The 14,329-nt window shown below is 64.6% G+C and carries 16 protein-coding genes; 12 read left to right on the forward strand and 4 right to left on the reverse strand.

The window, feature by feature from the left end; translation table 11 throughout:
* The first annotated feature begins 24 nt into the window (after positions 1-24).
* Positions 25-843 (forward strand): YhfC family intramembrane metalloprotease, encoded by an 819-nt coding sequence (locus tag ACQKRQ_RS12440; RefSeq protein ID WP_132374224.1) that lies wholly within the window; start codon positions 25-27, stop codon positions 841-843.
* A 102-nt stretch (positions 844-945) separates the two neighbouring features.
* Positions 946-1,314, forward strand: coding sequence for a DUF3022 domain-containing protein (locus ACQKRQ_RS12445; protein ID WP_427477222.1), 369 nt, complete (start codon positions 946-948; stop codon positions 1,312-1,314).
* Positions 1,315-1,332: 18 nt separating this feature from the next.
* Here ACQKRQ_RS12445 and ACQKRQ_RS12450 read toward each other — a convergent pair whose 3' ends face one another.
* Positions 1,333-1,770: a PGDYG domain-containing protein gene (locus ACQKRQ_RS12450; RefSeq protein WP_408180762.1), complete on the reverse strand. Its 438-nt coding sequence runs from the start codon at positions 1,768-1,770 to the stop codon at positions 1,333-1,335.
* A 244-nt stretch (positions 1,771-2,014) separates the two neighbouring features.
* On the reverse strand, positions 2,015-2,536 hold the full coding sequence (locus ACQKRQ_RS12455) for a Spy/CpxP family protein refolding chaperone (RefSeq protein ID WP_132374227.1): 522 nt from the start codon (positions 2,534-2,536) through the stop codon (positions 2,015-2,017).
* Between the two features lie 197 nt (positions 2,537-2,733).
* On the opposite strand from ACQKRQ_RS12455, the gene ACQKRQ_RS12460 reads away from it, so the two are divergent.
* The 3 genes from ACQKRQ_RS12460 to ACQKRQ_RS12470 all read left to right on the forward strand — a co-directional run bounded on the left by ACQKRQ_RS12460 (position 2,734) and on the right by ACQKRQ_RS12470 (position 5,589).
* A complete protein-coding gene (locus ACQKRQ_RS12460) occupies positions 2,734-3,618 on the forward strand; it encodes a LysR family transcriptional regulator (RefSeq protein WP_132374228.1) in 885 nt (294 codons plus the stop codon).
* A 152-nt stretch (positions 3,619-3,770) separates the two neighbouring features.
* Positions 3,771-4,229, forward strand: coding sequence for an Lrp/AsnC family transcriptional regulator (locus tag ACQKRQ_RS12465; protein ID WP_132374229.1), 459 nt, complete (start codon positions 3,771-3,773; stop codon positions 4,227-4,229).
* A 262-nt stretch (positions 4,230-4,491) separates the two neighbouring features.
* Positions 4,492-5,589: a saccharopine dehydrogenase C-terminal domain-containing protein gene (locus ACQKRQ_RS12470; protein ID WP_427477224.1), complete on the forward strand. Its 1,098-nt coding sequence runs from the start codon at positions 4,492-4,494 to the stop codon at positions 5,587-5,589.
* A 131-nt stretch (positions 5,590-5,720) separates the two neighbouring features.
* Here ACQKRQ_RS12470 and ACQKRQ_RS12475 read toward each other — a convergent pair whose 3' ends face one another.
* Together ACQKRQ_RS12475 and cydX are read right to left on the reverse strand one after the other, a co-directional pair.
* Positions 5,721-6,338 (reverse strand): AAA family ATPase, encoded by a 618-nt coding sequence (locus tag ACQKRQ_RS12475; protein WP_132374231.1) that lies wholly within the window; start codon positions 6,336-6,338, stop codon positions 5,721-5,723.
* The gene (gene cydX / locus ACQKRQ_RS12480; RefSeq protein WP_132374232.1) at positions 6,335-6,478 is read right to left on the reverse strand and encodes a cytochrome bd-I oxidase subunit CydX; all 144 of its coding nucleotides are present in this window, start codon (positions 6,476-6,478) and stop codon (positions 6,335-6,337) included. The genes ACQKRQ_RS12475 and cydX overlap by 4 nt, the downstream gene beginning before the upstream one ends.
* A 369-nt stretch (positions 6,479-6,847) precedes the next feature.
* Here cydX and ACQKRQ_RS12485 point away from each other — a divergent pair, with 369 nt between their 5' ends.
* The 7 genes from ACQKRQ_RS12485 to ACQKRQ_RS12515 all read left to right on the forward strand — a co-directional run bounded on the left by ACQKRQ_RS12485 (position 6,848) and on the right by ACQKRQ_RS12515 (position 14,026).
* Positions 6,848-7,075 (forward strand): hypothetical protein, encoded by a 228-nt coding sequence (locus ACQKRQ_RS12485; protein ID WP_427477227.1) that lies wholly within the window; start codon positions 6,848-6,850, stop codon positions 7,073-7,075.
* A complete protein-coding gene (locus tag ACQKRQ_RS12490; RefSeq protein ID WP_427477228.1) occupies positions 7,042-7,314 on the forward strand; it encodes a hypothetical protein in 273 nt (90 codons plus the stop codon). The genes ACQKRQ_RS12485 and ACQKRQ_RS12490 overlap by 34 nt, the downstream gene beginning before the upstream one ends.
* A 179-nt stretch (positions 7,315-7,493) precedes the next feature.
* On the forward strand, positions 7,494-8,471 hold the full coding sequence (corA, locus tag ACQKRQ_RS12495) for a magnesium/cobalt transporter CorA (RefSeq protein ID WP_132374233.1): 978 nt from the start codon (positions 7,494-7,496) through the stop codon (positions 8,469-8,471).
* A 429-nt stretch (positions 8,472-8,900) separates the two neighbouring features.
* On the forward strand, positions 8,901-9,863 hold the full coding sequence (locus ACQKRQ_RS12500) for a sugar ABC transporter substrate-binding protein (protein WP_427477230.1): 963 nt from the start codon (positions 8,901-8,903) through the stop codon (positions 9,861-9,863).
* Between the two features lie 303 nt (positions 9,864-10,166).
* Entirely contained in the window at positions 10,167-11,765 is a 1,599-nt protein-coding gene (locus ACQKRQ_RS12505; protein WP_427477232.1) for a sugar ABC transporter ATP-binding protein, read from the forward strand.
* Positions 11,762-12,817: an ABC transporter permease gene (locus tag ACQKRQ_RS12510; RefSeq protein WP_132374236.1), complete on the forward strand. Its 1,056-nt coding sequence runs from the start codon at positions 11,762-11,764 to the stop codon at positions 12,815-12,817. Before ACQKRQ_RS12505 ends, ACQKRQ_RS12510 begins: the two co-directional genes overlap by 4 nt.
* Before the next feature lie 168 nt (positions 12,818-12,985).
* A complete protein-coding gene (locus ACQKRQ_RS12515; RefSeq protein WP_408180754.1) occupies positions 12,986-14,026 on the forward strand; it encodes a LacI family DNA-binding transcriptional regulator in 1,041 nt (346 codons plus the stop codon).
* Positions 14,027-14,329: the final 303 nt, after the last annotated feature.

A 14,329-nucleotide genomic window follows, 5' to 3' on the forward strand; every position in this document is an offset into this window, starting at 1 on the left:
GCGCCGGACATCGCAAGGAAACTCATGGTTGTTGCACCGCTTACCCTCTCGAGCCTCGCCGTCGCGACGCTGCTCGTCGCCGCATTACCCTTTCTGATCTACCGCCGTCTGCGCCGTCCGCTCGCGCTCAAGCCGCGTGACGCCATCACCGGCATCGCCGTATTCGCGCTGTTCGCCATGGTGATCGAGCGCGCGCTGAACGACTACGTGCTGCATCGGAACGAAGCGACCGCGAGCTTCCTGTCGAATCCGCTCGCCTTCGTGGTGTACGGCGCGCTGGCCGCGGGTATTTGCGAGGAAGTGGGGCGGTTCATCGGCATGCGGCTGTTGCTCAAGCGCGCGGCGGCGAAGTCGGGCTCGACATCGCTCGCGGCGGGAACGAACGACGGCACCGCGCTGACCTACGGCCTTGGCCACGGTGGCGCCGAAGCGTGGCTCGTCGGCGTGCTGGTGCAGATTCAATGGATCCTGTTCGCGGTCTTCGAAAACCGCGGCGAACTGGACGGCTATCTGAGCAATCTGCCGACCGATGCGGTGATGCGCATCCACCTGATTCTCGCCAGCCTGACGCCGCAGACCGCCGGCATTTTCGCGCTCGAACGCGTGGCCGCGCTGGTGTTCCAGATCGGCTTGTCGGTGTTGATGTGGCGTGGCCTGCGAGCCGGCTGGCGCGGCATCCTGCCGCTCGCGATTGCGCTGCATGCGCTGGTGGATGTGCCCGCCGCGTTGTTCCAGGCGCAACTCGTGCCGCTCGCCGCGGTGGACGCCGTGTATGCCGTGGGAGCGGTGATCGTGACGGGGTTGCTGTTCCGGGCGTTCAGGCGTCCCGCGGTGCCCGCATGACGGCCGCACTTGACGGCGCCGCATGATGCGCATGTCACTTTGAACTGTCGACCGTTCTCTACAATCGGCCTCTTTTCGAGGCCACCCTTTCGGCACACTTCAATGGAAGAAGCTTACCAATACGACTGCGCCAATCCCGAGTTCGAGGAGCTGGCGCGCGTCATCAGCGATCTCTTTCCCGAGCAGACACAGTTCATCCAGCGCGCCGCGGAAGACGGCACGCCGACGCTGGCGATTCACTGGGTGGCGATGCGTTTCGGCGCGACCGCGCGCCGTATCGTGATGACCGTGGTGATCGCGCCGGCCGCGTTGGCGCGTTATCGCGCGCTGCCGGCACGGCTGCGCGGCCGCAGTTTCGCGGTGTTGCGCGCGTATGTCGAAGCGAGCATCGGTTCGCTCGAGGAGCAGTATGCGAACGGCGAAGCGGTGCCGCGCGATGTCACCGTGGATCTCGGCGACGCGTTCGCTTAATGCACTGGCGGATACGGCTCAATCGGCGAGCCGGTAGACCTTCGCGAAGCGGGCGGCTTGCACCACGCCGTAGTCGCCCGGCGCGTATTGCATGACCCAGTCGCCGGCGGCGCCGCGCAGCACGTCGCCGCCGTTTGCCGAGCGCGCGAGCGTGAACGCTTCATGCATCTGTTTGGCCAGCACGACGGCGGGGCGGTTGCGGTACGCGCCGGCTTCGCCGTGGGAGACGGCGGCATCGGCGGGAACGTATTTGGCGTCGAAGCGTTCGCGCGAAACGACCCAGCGGTCGCCCGTCGAGCCCGTGATCAGCGCGTCGCCGCGCACATAGCGGTTGGGGCCTTCGAGGCTCATCAGTTCGCCTTCGGCGGCGGCGAATTCGACGCTGACCGTTTCGTCTTTGACGACACGGCGGGCGTTGGCGTCTTGACTCAGGTCGAGATTTTTCAGTTCGGTCATGAAGCGAGCAGGTGTGGAGAGTTTTACGGCGGTGCCCGACTTCAGGTGTTCGGGCCGCGTACGACTCGCATCATGCCAGATGCATCTGGCGACCGGTTTCTTTTGCGATGGACGGCGGCGCGCATCGTCTGTCGACGACACGATCGACGCGCTCGGGGAACGCGGCCATATGCCGCCGCCCACAGCAAAAAAAACCGGCGCGCCGCGCGGCAAATCCGCGCTGCGCGCCGGCGGTTTCTTACGCTTACGGCTTCACCGTGGCGTCGCTTGCCGGGGCCGGCGCGGACTTGCCGCCTTTGCCCTTGCCTTTGCCATGATGACCGTGGCCTTCCACGCCGCCCGGCTGATGGAAGGTCACGTCAGCCAGCTTCTTCTGTTCTGGCGAGAAGCTGTTGTACAGCGGATCGAACGCGTCGACGAGCTTCTTCATGCCGTCCGCATGCGCTTGCGCGATCGTCGCGTATTGCTTCATGTCGTCGAGCGCCGACACGTTGGTGGCGGCCCGGCGTTGCTGGAACAACTGGCCCATCGTTTGACCGTTGCTGCGCATCACGTCGGCGAAGGTGTTCCACTGCGATTCCTGCGCCGAGGTGATCTTCAGTTGCGAATGCAGGTAGGCGATGCGGTCTTCGACGTTGCGCTCGTGGCCGGCCTTGCCGGCGGGTGCGGAAGCGGCGCTCACCGGTGCCGACGCCGGCGCGGGTGTTTGTGCGAACGCGCCGCTCATGGCGACTGCGGTGGCCAGCATTACCAGTGCTTTTTTCATCGAAACTCCTGATTCTATTCGAATTGGGACAAGGCTTGCGTGCGAGCGGCCCGTCATGCAGTGGTCATGCGCGGGTCATGATTATGCACGGCGGCCGGCTGCCCACTTTGCCGTCGCCGCTATTAGTATCACGATATCCCTACAATGCGGCTCTTATGCGACAAACGCTTACAACCGAAACGAACAGGAAATAGCGGGTGGATAAATTCGTCAGCATGGAGATCTTCGTCGCCGTGGTCGAGGCGGGCAGCCTGACGGCCGCGGCCGAGCGCTTCGACATATCGTCGGCGATGGTGGGCAAGCATATCCGTTCGCTCGAAGCGCGGCTCGGCACGCGGCTGTTGACGCGCACCACACGTCGGCAAAGTCTGACGGAGATCGGCCGGCAGTATTACGAGCAATGCCGGCGCATCCTGGCCGACGTCAAGGATGCGGAGTCGCTCGCCGAGGCGATGGCCGCCGCGCCGCGCGGCGTGCTCAAGGTGACGGTGCCGCTCACCTATGGCGTCGAAGTCTTCGCCCCGGCGATGACCGAGTTCCTCACCGCCTGGCCCGACATCACGCTCGAACTCGATCTGTCGAACCGTATGATCGACCTGGTGGAAGAGGGCTTCGACGCGTCGGTGCGCATCGGCCAGTTGCCTGATTCGAGTTTCGTCGCGCGGCCGTTGAAGCCGTACCGGATGCGCGCGTGCGCGTCGCCGGCGTATCTGGCGCGCGCCGGTACGCCGCGCACACCCGAGGATCTCATGCAGCATGAATGCCTGGGATTTCTGCATTGGGGCCGCGAAGGTTTGTGGCGCCTCGGCGGCGAGAGCGCGACCGAGTGTCAGTTGCGCGCCGGCCGCTTTCGCGCGAACAACGGCCAGGCGCTCAAGGTGGCCGCGTTGCACGGCTTCGGGCTGGTGTTGCAGCCGGAGGCGCTGCTTGCCAGGGAGATTGCCAGCGGCGAGTTGGTGTCGGTACTGGAAGATTATCTGCCCGAGGGCGCGCCGGTCCATCTGTTGTATCCGCGCGATCGGCGCGCCACGCCCAAGCTCACCAGCTTCATCGATTTCGTGATCGAGCGGTTCGGCGCATGAGCTTGGCGGCTAACGCGACGCGCCCGTGACTCGCGCAACGCCTGCCATTTCGCTCATGATGATGTTCAAGGCGATTGGGTTGGGTGACTTCTCCATTTGCCGCGGAAGACGCGCGATAATCCGCCTCATCTGAGCCACTTCCTTTTCTCTCGATGAGACCTCCGCGCCTCGACCAACTCGACGACCTCGACCGCAACCTCGTTGCGCTGCTGCAAACCAACGCTCGTGAGAGCGTTGCCAATCTCGCTCGTCAGCTCGGCGTGGCGCGCACCACGGTGATCGCGCGCATCGCGCGGCTCGAACGCAGCAATGTGATCGCCGGATACAGCGTGCGGCTTGGCCAGGACGTGCTCGACTCGAGCATCGTGGCTTACGTCGGCATCATCATCGCGCCGAAGCATGGGCCGGCTGTGCAGAAGCGCCTCGGCAAGATGCCCGAGGTGCAGTTGCTGTGCGCGGTGAGCGGCGAGTTCGATTACGTCGCGTGGCTGCGTGCCGATTCGCCCGATCGCCTGAACGATCTGCTCGATCAGATCGGCGGGCTTGAAGGCGTGGAGAGGACCACGACTTCGATCATCCTCGCGCGCAAGATCGATCGCGGCATGGTGTGAGCGCCACCCCGCGTTTACGCCGTTTTAACAACTTTCAGACATATCGACTAAAAAGTTCGTCATAACGTCGAAGTTCATGGTCATAGCGCAGCATTTTGCGCGTATGAACTGTTTTTGCTTCTCCCTAAACTGTTGCTCAAGGGTTCAGCCCGCCGGGCGCCGCGCCACGAGCGCAGCGCACTTCCCAAGCTGGAGACAGCACACAAAATGGGACCGGAGTAAGCGCTAAAGCGCTGACATCGGTCGATAAAGGAGAAGCGCAATGAAAATAGCCATTGTTGGTGCAGGTTTGATCGGTCACACCATCGCTCACATGTTGCGCGAAACCGGCGACTACGACGTCGTCGCGTTCGACCGCGACCAGCACGCGCTCGACAAACTTGCCGCCCAGGGTATTCCGACCCGCCGCGTGGATTCCGCCGATGCCGCCGCGCTGCGCGCCGCCGTGCAAGGCTTCGACGCGCTCGTCAACGCGCTGCCGTACTACCTCGCGGTGAACGTGGCGTCGGCGGCCAAGGGCGCGGGCGTGCATTACTTCGATCTGACGGAAGACGTGCGCGCCACCCATGCGATCCGCGCGATCGCCGACGACGCCGATCACGCCTTCATGCCGCAGTGCGGTCTTGCGCCGGGCTTCATCGGCATCGCCGCGCATGAACTGGCGAACCGCTTTACGGAAATCCGCGACGTCAAGATGCGCGTGGGCGCGCTGCCGGAATTTCCGACCAACGCGCTGAAGTACAACCTGACGTGGAGCGTGGACGGTCTGATCAACGAGTACTGCCAGCCGTGCGAAGCGATCCGCGACAGCCGCACGCAGTGGGTGCAGCCGCTCGAAGGCCTCGAACATTTCTCGCTCGATGGCACCGAATACGAAGCCTTCAACACCTCCGGCGGCCTCGGCACGCTGTGCGAAACGCTGTCGGGCCGGGTCGAGTCGCTCGATTACAAGTCGGTGCGCTATCCGGGCCACCGCAACCTGATGCAGTTCCTGCTCGAAGACCTGCGTCTTGCCAGCGACCGCGACACGCTCAAGAACATCATGCGCCGTTCGGTGCCGTCCACCGCGCAAGACGTGGTGCTGGTGTTCATCACGGTGAGCGGCATGCGCGACGGTCAACTGGTGCAGGAAGTGTTCACCCGCAAGATCTTCGCGAAGACGGTGTGCGGCGTGCCGATGAGCGCGATCCAGATCACCACGGCCGGCGCGATGTGCGCGGTGCTCGATCTGTTCCGCGAAGAGAAGCTGCCGCAGAAGGGCTTCGTGCGCCAGGAGCAGGTGTCGCTGCGCGACTTCCTCGCGAACCGCTTCGGGCAGTTGTACGAAGGACAGTCGCTGGAGACGATGGCTACTGTCTGAAGGACCGGCATCGAGGGCCGTGCGACAAGGCGGCAGCTGGCATGAAACGTCTGCCGCGAGCAGCAAAGACGGCTCCGCAGAGAGCCGAGGAAACGCCCCGACATTCGGGGCGTTTTTTATTGACGCCGCTGCTACACAGGTACCGGCGGCATGATCGTCGCCGCCTGCGGCTCGCCCACGATGCGCGCGAGCAGGGTTTCATGATCCGCCGAAGTAGGCGCGGTATTGTCGAACATCAGCAGATCGCCGCAGATATCGCCACTGGGCACGAAACGGCGCTGCCGATACTCGTCCCAGTGCGCGAGTTTGTATGCGTCGTTCGGATTGGCGCGCGCGAGGATCCGCTGCCGCGCCGTCTCTTCCGACGTATAGACCCACACGACCCGTAGTACCACGTCCGCAGCGACCCCCAGCCACGCGCGATCGAACAAACGCCGCTCGCGCACTTCGCGCGAGAGCGGCCCGACCACCATCGCGCTGACGCCGAGTTCGAGATTGTCGCGGGCGGTATCGAGCAGGCCGCGATACTCGGGATCGCGCAGATGCTGCAGAAACAGCGGGCTGTCGCGGTCGTTCGGGTCGCCGGTCAGCATGGCCATGGCGGCCGCGCTGTAGCCGCCGTAGAGCGTGTCTTTATCGAGCAGGCAGAAGGGCGTGGCGCTCGCTTTCATCAACGGGCTGAGCAGCTTTCTCGCGAGCGTGGTCTTACCCGTGCCCGCGTGGCCGCAGAAGAAAACCAGATGGGTCACGAAGGCGTGTCCTCGGGCGTGGCGGATACGGCGCGCTCCGGGTCACGCGCGAACTTGCCTCCGGCTTCCAGCCACATCACGTTGATGATGCCGAAGCCCAACGCCACGCCGATGCCGAGAATCCAGGTGAAATACCACATTGCAGTCTCCTTGGTCGTATGTCCGGCAAGGCCGGCCCCGAAGCGCGGCGCATAGGCTGAACAGGGAAGCCGGCATGTCCGCGGGCAAAGTGGCATGCGCTGGAACCGAGGGTAAATCCGCAACGGGAACACAACGCGCGGCAGCCCACGGAACGGCCCTTTGCAGCGATCATGAAGAAGAACGCGGCGCCATGCAAGAGGCCGCGGGGTCGTCCGATCGGCCAGGCTGGCAGAACGACCGCGCGTAGCTATCATGCATGGCAAAGGTTGAGCGGGTGCCACGAACGTGAGCAATCAGGATGGCCAGGCATCGTCCCGCATACCGATCAGCAAGAAGAAGACCACAATCAAAAACACGGGAGCCCCAGCATGCCGACGCGTCCGGACCGTTACCGTCAAGCCGCGTGGGTCGTATTGGCGAAGCTGGGCGCGCTTGCCGCGCTGAGGCTCGGCGTGCTCGCCGGCTGCGCCTCGACACCCGCCGAGCCGGTTCCGTTCAAGCCAGTGCCGGCCGCTCGCATCGTCCAGCCAGGCTACACGGAGCCGGAGAGGGGCTCGTCGCCGTGGATGTCCGCCGTGAGCGTTCCCGTGACGTGATCGTCCGCTTTCGCGATGCCCTGGTGTATATCGACGGCGAGCAGGTCACCGACCTGATGAACGGCGAGCACGTGGTCTTCTATCTGAGTCCGGGCGTGCATCGCATCGCCGTGTCGACGCAGTTCGATCCGGTCGTCGAAATGCGCTTCACGGTGACGGCCGATACGCGCTACACGAACCGCGCCTCGGTCACGTTCGGCGACGATCACCGCATCGCGCTGCGCCGGGTCGCGCAATAGCGTGTTCTGTCTCACGGGCGTTGCGCACGGCGTCCGCGCGGCTTAACAATTCGATACATGAGCGGCGCGCATAGCCCTTAACATGGCGGCTAACGCCAATCCGTTCCTGCAGATGCGCCGCCAGGCTTACGTTTCGTAAGCGTCCGGCCGCTCTGTTCCGTTTTCAAGGTAATCCAAACATGCTGATCAATTGCGCCGCCTATCAGGACGGCCGGAAGCTGGCAGACATCGACATCGATAGCATCAGCGACTACGTGGCGCGGCCCGAGTGTTTTGTCTGGGTGGCGCTAAAAGACCCGGGCCCGGGCGAGCTGGCCGTGATGAAACACGAGTTCGGCCTGCATGAACTCGCGATCGAAGATGCGCAGAACGGCCATCAGCGTCCCAAGATCGAGGAGTACGGCGAGTCGCTGTTCGCCGTGATGCACACGGTGGAAATGGACGAAGAGGGCGAACTGCTGATCGGCGAAGTCGACGTGTTCGTGGGAAGCAACTATGTGCTGTCGGTGCGGCGCGGCACGCGCATCGGCTTTCAGAACGTGCGCGCCCGCTGCGAGCGCGAGCCGCAACTGCTCAAGGAAGGCGCGGCGTTCGTGCTGTATGCGCTCGCCGACGATATCGTCGATCGTTACTTCCCGATCATCGAGGCGCTGAACACCGAGATCGAAGCGCTCGAAGACCGCATTTTCGACCGCAACAATTCGGCGGCGTCGCGCGCGATCATCCAGGATCTGTATTCGTTGAAACGGCGCCTCGTGATTCTGCAGCACCATATCGCGCCATTGCAGGAAGCGATCAGCAAACTGACGGGCGGCCGCATTCCGAGCGTCTGCGGGGGCATGCAGGCGTACTTCCGCGATGTCTACGACCATCTCGAGCGGATCGTCAGGATCATCGACGGGCGGCGCGAAATGGTCGTCACCGCCGTGCAGGTCAATCTCGGCATGATTTCGCTGGCCGAGAGCGAGGTGACCAAACGGCTCGGCTCGTTCGCGGCGCTGTTCGCGGTGCCGACCATGATCGCCGGCATCTACGGGATGAACTTCCAGACCATCCCCGAGCTGCACTACAAGTACGGCTATCCGATCTGTCTCGCGGTCATGCTGACCGTCGACCTGGTGCTGTACTGGCGCTTCCGCAAGGTCGGCTGGCTTTGATGAGCGGGCGGGGCGGCGTCCGTCGGCGCCGCCATCCATCCGCTCAAACTGGCCGGACTGAGCAACAGCGCGCCCGCAGCAAACCCACCGCTGGCCGTCCGGCGTTCTCCACGCTTGCACCGCGCGCAATAAAAGTCCAGCATAGGCGGCCCGCCGGCCGTTGATCTTGCAGCCGGCGGCAAATCTGCCACGCACGGACCAAGCGAGGAACCCTTTGCAATACGCCGCCTGCCGGCCCGCTACAACAGCGCGCCGCTCCGATTCGACCCGGTGCACAGCACGCCAGCGCATCGCCGCGCGCCGATGCACTGCAACACCGCGCATCGTTGACAATCGGAATGGACTGCGCTGAGAATGGGCCTCGCAAACGTTTGCGCACTAATTAAAAATAAGGCTCCGTTGCGAGCCTGACAGACCCTGGAGATATGCATGAGCCAACGCATTCGCCGCCGCATCCTGGCGGCCGCCGTCCTCGCCACCGCTACCGCCGCCTTGCCGTTTTCCTCCGCGTACGCGCAGAGCGCGCCTGCTCATAAGCCTAAGGTCGCGCTGGTGATGAAGTCGCTCGCCAACGAGTTTTTCCTGACCATGGAGACCGGCGCGAAGGACTATCAGAAACACAACCCGTCGCAGTTCGACCTGATCACCAACGGCATCAAGGACGAGACTGATACCGCGAACCAGATCCGCATCGTCGAACAGATGATCGTCTCGAAGGTCGACGCGATCGTGCTCGCGCCGGCCGATTCGAAAGCGCTGGTGCCGGTCGTCAAGAAGGCGGTGGACGCGGGCATCATCGTCGTGAACATCGACAACCGGCTCGACCCGGACGTGCTCAAGTCGAAGGACCTGAACGTGCCGTTCGTCGGACCGGATAACCGCAAGGGCGCGCAGAAGGTCGGCGACTACCTGGCGAAGAAGCTCAAGGCGGGCGACGAGGTCGGCATCATCGAAGGCGTCTCGACCACCACCAACGCGCAGCAGCGCACCGCCGGTTTCAAGGACGCGATGCAGAAGGTGGGCGCCAAGGTCGTCTCGGTGCAATCGGGTGAATGGGAGATCGACAAGGGCAACGCGGTGGCGTCGGCCATGCTCAACGAATACCCGAATCTGAAGGCGCTCCTCGCCGGCAACGACAACATGGCGATCGGCGCGGTCTCGGCCGTGCGCGCGGCAGGCAAGCAGGGCAAGGTGTTGGTGGTCGGCTACGACAACATCAACGCGATCAAGCCGATGCTCAAGGACGGCCGCGTGCTCGCCACGGCGGATCAGTACGCCGCCAAGCAGGCCGTGTTCGGCATCGACACTGCGCTGAAGGCGCTCAGCGAACACAAGAAGCAGGCGGATCTGTCCGGCGTGGTGGAAACGCCGTGCGATCTGGTCACGAAGTAAGCATCGCCCGGTCAGCCCGGGGTAAGTCGGGTACGCGGGTTTGCGCCGGCGTCGTTTCGTGCTCAATGCATGACATACGCTCGCAAACCCGCGTGTATTCAATAAACGCTCAAGAAACCTGCCGCGCCGCCGTTAATTCCAGAGGTAAGCGTCATGACGGTGCCGCGCGACGGGAGGGTGCGTGGCTTTTAGCGCCTGCGCATTCCGCGCATTGGGCCGGCATGACACGGGGCGCACGGGCCGCAACTTCAAGCGAGCGAATCGCATGAGGCCACGGCCCGGCGCCCCGGAACCAGGATTGCGATGGACTCAACCGATCACGACGCCGTGCCTGCCGTCCTTTCTGTCAGCGGCATCGGCAAGACCTACGCCGAACCGGTGCTCGCCGACATTTCGTTGTCGCTGCGCGCCGGCGAGGTATTGGCGCTGACGGGCGAGAACGGCGCAGGCAAGAGTACGCTGTCCAAAATCATCGGCGGGCTGGTCGACCCGACCACCGGCACGATGCAGCTCGGCGGCGCGCCTTATGCGCCGGCGAGCCGCACCGAAGCCGAGGCGCTCGGCGTGCGCATGGTGATGCAGGAGCTGAATCTGCTGCCGACCTTGTCGGTGGCCGAAAATCTGTTCCTGAACCGCTTGCCGCGGATCGGCGCGTTCAGCTTCGGCTGGATCGACCGGCGCAAGCTGCGCGAGGATGCGCGTCACGCCATGGCGCAGGTCGGCCTCGACGCGATCGATCCGGACACGCTGGTCGGCGAGCTCGGCATCGGCCATCAGCAGATGGTGGAAATCGCCCGCAATCTGATCGACGACTGCCGCGTGCTGATCCTCGACGAGCCGACCGCGATGCTGACCGCGCGCGAAGTCGATCTGCTGTTCGAACAGATCGACCGGCTGAAGGCGCGCGGCGTGGCGCTCGTCTACATCTCGCACCGGCTCGAGGAGCTCGCGCGGGTGGCCGAGCAGATCGCGGTCCTGCGCGACGGGCGGCTGGTGCATGTCGACGCGATGGCCAACCTGACCAGCGACGAAATCGTCACATGGATGGTCGGCCGGGAGCTCGGCGAGCGGATCGATCTGGGCGTGCGCAACATCGGCGCGCCGCTGTTGGAGGTGGACAGGCTCACGCGCGGCAAGGTGGTGCGCGAGGTGTCGTTCGAAGTGCGCGCGGGCGAGATTTTCGGCATCAGCGGCCTGATCGGCGCGGGCCGCACGGAGTTGATGCGGCTGATTTACGGCGCCGATCCGAAGGACGGCGGCACCGTGTCGCTGGCGCAAACGCCGGGCGCGCCGCCCACGCCGGTACAGATCGCGTCGCCCTCGGACGCGGTGCGCGCGGGCATCGCGCTTATCACCGAGGACCGTAAAGGCGAAGGCCTGTTGCTGCCGCAGCCGATCGCGGCCAATGTGTCGCTTGGCAATATCGGCAGCGTGGCGCGGCACGGCATCGTCGATGCGAAGCGGGAGAATGCGCTCGCGCAGACGCAGATCGCGGCGATGCGGATCCGCACGTCCGGGCCGGGGCAGATTGTCGGCGAGCTGTCGGGCGGCAACCAGCAGAAGGTCGTGATCGGCCGCTGGCTGGCGCGCGACTGCCGCGTGCTGTTATTCGACGAACCTACGCGCGGCATCGACGTCGGCGCGAAGTTCGATATTTATGGCCTGATGGGTGCGCTGGCCCGTGAAGGGCGCGCGCTCGTCGTGGTGTCGAGCGACCTGCGTGAGCTCATGCTGATCTGCGACCGGATCGGCGTGATGTCCGCGGGCAGCATGACGGGTGTGTTCGAGCGCGATAACTGGTCGCAGGATGCGTTGCTGGCCGCGGCTTTCGCCGGCTACCGCAGCCGCGAAGCGTTGCTGCACGCCGCCCCCGACGCCAGCGAAGCAGGGAGTCTGTCATGAACGATCAACCGTTGCGGGAAGCATCGGGCGACAAGCCGGGAACGGGTAGCGGCACTGGCACAGTTGCGCCGCCGGCCGATCCGTCGGCGCCACTCGCGAGCGGCAAACCGGCCGGCACGCGGCTGGGCTTTTCGAATTATCTCGGGCTCGCCGGCGCGTTGCTGGCGATGATCGTGCTGTTCTCGCTGCTGAGTTCGCACTTTTTGACGTACGACACGTTCAGTACGATCGCCAATCAGATTCCCGATCTGGTGGTGATGTCGGTCGGGATGACCTTCGTGCTGATCATCGCCGGGATCGATCTGTCGGTGGGATCGGTGCTGGCGCTGGGCGCGTCGGTGGTGAGCGTGGCCGCGCTGAAGTGGGGCTGGGGGCCGTTGCCGTCGGCGTTGCTCGGCGTCGCCGCGGCGGCGCTGACCGGCACCATTACCGGCGCGGTGACGGTGGGCTGGCGGATTCCGTCGTTCATCGTCTCGCTCGGCGTGCTCGAAGCGGCGCGCGGCATGGCGTATCAGATGACGAATTCGCGCACCGCCTATATCGGCGACGCGTTCGACTTCCTGTCGAACCCGATCGCGGTCGGCATCTCGCCGGCGTTCCTGATCGCGGTGGCGGTGATGGTGATCGCGCAGCTGGTGCTCACGCGCACGGTGTTCGGCCGCTATCTGGTCGGCATCGGCACCAACGAGGAAGCGGTGCGGCTCGCGGGCGTCAATCCGCGTCCGTACAAGGTCATCGTGTTCGCGCTGATGGGCGCGCTCTCGGGGCTAGCCGCGCTGTTCCAGATATCGCGTCTGGAAGCGGCCGATCCGAACGCGGGTGTCGGCCTGGAACTGCAAGTGATCGCGGCCGTGGTGATAGGCGGCACCAGCCTGATGGGCGGGCGCGGCTCGGTGATCAGTACCTTTTTCGGCGTGTTGATCATTTCCGTGCTGGCGGCCGGCCTCGCGCAGATCGGCGCGAACGAGCCGACCAAGCGCATGATCACCGGCGCGGTGATCGTGGTGGCGGTGGTGCTGGATACGTATCGCAGCCGCCGCAAGCGCGCCTGAGCGGTGGCCGGCACCGCAAGCCGGCAGAGTAACGCAACCAGGGCGGTTGCGGCGTCATGAGCGGTAAAGCGTAAGAATTCATGGGTTTGGTCTGTCTTCGATGAAGACGTCCGGTGGGTCGCCAGATGGCGCGGCCGGCGGGTAAAACAGGCGGGAGAGCAACAGGTTATGGCGACGATCAAGGATGTAGCGGCTGTGGCAGGCGTGTCGTTCACGACGGTATCGCACGTGGTGAACAACTCGCGGCCGGTGTCGGCGGACGTGCGCGCGAAGGTCGAACACGCGATCCGTCAGCTCCACTATGTTCCGTCGGCGGTGGCCCGCTCACTGAAGGCACGGGCGACCGCGACGATCGGGCTGGTCGTGCCCAACACCACGAACCCGTATTTCGCGGAACTGGCGCGCGGCATCGAGGACGGTTGCTCGCGTAACGGCTACTGCGTGTTCTTCTGCAATTCCGACGACGATCCGGCCAAGCAGCGTAACTATCTGCGCGTGCTGCAGGAAAAGCGGATCGACGGCCTGATCGTCGCTTCCGCCGGCGACGACGCCGTGCTCGCGCAAACGCTCGCGGACTCGCACGAGCCGCTGGTCATTCTGGATCGCAATATCGAAGGGCTGAACGCGGATCTGGTGCAGATCGATCACGAGAAGGGCGCGTATCTCGCGACCCGGCATCTGCTCGAACTGGGGCACGTGCGGATCGGCTGCATCACCGGGCCGGTTCAGACGGCGGTCAGCGCGATGCGCGTGCACGGCTTTATCCGCGCGATGACGGAGCGCGGCATCGAGATTCCGCCCGATGCGATCGTGGAAAGCGATTTTTCGGGCACCGGCGGCCACCGTGCGGCCGCGCAACTGTTCGACACGGTCAAACCGTCGGCGATTTTTGCCGGCAACGACATGATGGGCATCGGCGCATTGCGCGCCGCGGCGGAACGCAATATCAGCGTGCCGCGCGACTGCTCGATCATCGGTTTCGACGATATCGAGCTGGGGCGTTTCACCTATCCAGCGCTCTCGACCGTCGGGCAATCAGTGCGCGCGCTCGGCGATATGGCTGCGCAGACGCTGATCGAACGGATTGCCGGCACGTCGTCGGGCACGCCGCGCGCGCCGGGGCGCCGGCGCGTGGTGTCGCCGCGGCTGATCGTGCGCGAGTCGACCGCGACATGGGCCGGCGCGGCCAAGCGCGATCTGGCGGCGTGATTGATTCGATGCGCTGATACATACGCGCATTTGTGGCTAGCGGCGCGGCCGCGCGCGTCATCGGGCGATTTGCTTGGCGTAACACGTAGCCTTTGATTCTCGCCCGCAGCGGCGTTGAACATTTCTTCAGATCTGGCAGGCGTTGTCGAGCGAGGCGCTGAAATCGCGCGCATGTCCTAACGCTCAACAGCGTTGCGGTGCAACGCTTGCTCTCGTCGTAGCAAGAACGCAGACGATCAAATTCAGCCTTGTGGCGCGCTCGCTGCCGTCGCGGTATTCAACACCTGTGGCGCGACGCCGTCA

Source organism: Paraburkholderia sp. NPDC080076, assembly GCF_050281145.1.
In the GTDB taxonomy this organism is placed as follows: domain Bacteria; phylum Pseudomonadota; class Gammaproteobacteria; order Burkholderiales; family Burkholderiaceae; genus Paraburkholderia.

Bases quoted from the DNA above. Each gene is read 5' to 3' on its own strand.
- ACQKRQ_RS12440 (WP_132374224.1), top strand. From the start codon at position 25: ATGGTTGTTGCACCGCTTACCCTCTCGAGCCTCGCCGTCGCGACGCTG.
- ACQKRQ_RS12445 (WP_427477222.1), top strand. From the start codon at position 946: ATGGAAGAAGCTTACCAATACGACTGCGCCAATCCCGAGTTCGAGGAG.
- ACQKRQ_RS12450 (WP_408180762.1), bottom strand. From the start codon at position 1,770: ATGACCGAACTGAAAAATCTCGACCTGAGTCAAGACGCCAACGCCCGC.
- ACQKRQ_RS12455 (WP_132374227.1), bottom strand. From the start codon at position 2,536: ATGAAAAAAGCACTGGTAATGCTGGCCACCGCAGTCGCCATGAGCGGC.
- ACQKRQ_RS12465 (WP_132374229.1), top strand. From the start codon at position 3,771: ATGAGACCTCCGCGCCTCGACCAACTCGACGACCTCGACCGCAACCTC.
- ACQKRQ_RS12470 (WP_427477224.1), top strand. From the start codon at position 4,492: ATGAAAATAGCCATTGTTGGTGCAGGTTTGATCGGTCACACCATCGCT.
- cydX (WP_132374232.1), bottom strand. From the start codon at position 6,478: ATGTGGTATTTCACCTGGATTCTCGGCATCGGCGTGGCGTTGGGCTTC.
- ACQKRQ_RS12485 (WP_427477227.1), top strand. From the start codon at position 6,848: ATGCCGACGCGTCCGGACCGTTACCGTCAAGCCGCGTGGGTCGTATTG.
- corA (WP_132374233.1), top strand. From the start codon at position 7,494: ATGCTGATCAATTGCGCCGCCTATCAGGACGGCCGGAAGCTGGCAGAC.
- ACQKRQ_RS12500 (WP_427477230.1), top strand. From the start codon at position 8,901: ATGAGCCAACGCATTCGCCGCCGCATCCTGGCGGCCGCCGTCCTCGCC.
- ACQKRQ_RS12505 (WP_427477232.1), top strand. From the start codon at position 10,167: ATGGACTCAACCGATCACGACGCCGTGCCTGCCGTCCTTTCTGTCAGC.
- ACQKRQ_RS12510 (WP_132374236.1), top strand. From the start codon at position 11,762: ATGAACGATCAACCGTTGCGGGAAGCATCGGGCGACAAGCCGGGAACG.
- ACQKRQ_RS12515 (WP_408180754.1), top strand. From the start codon at position 12,986: ATGGCGACGATCAAGGATGTAGCGGCTGTGGCAGGCGTGTCGTTCACG.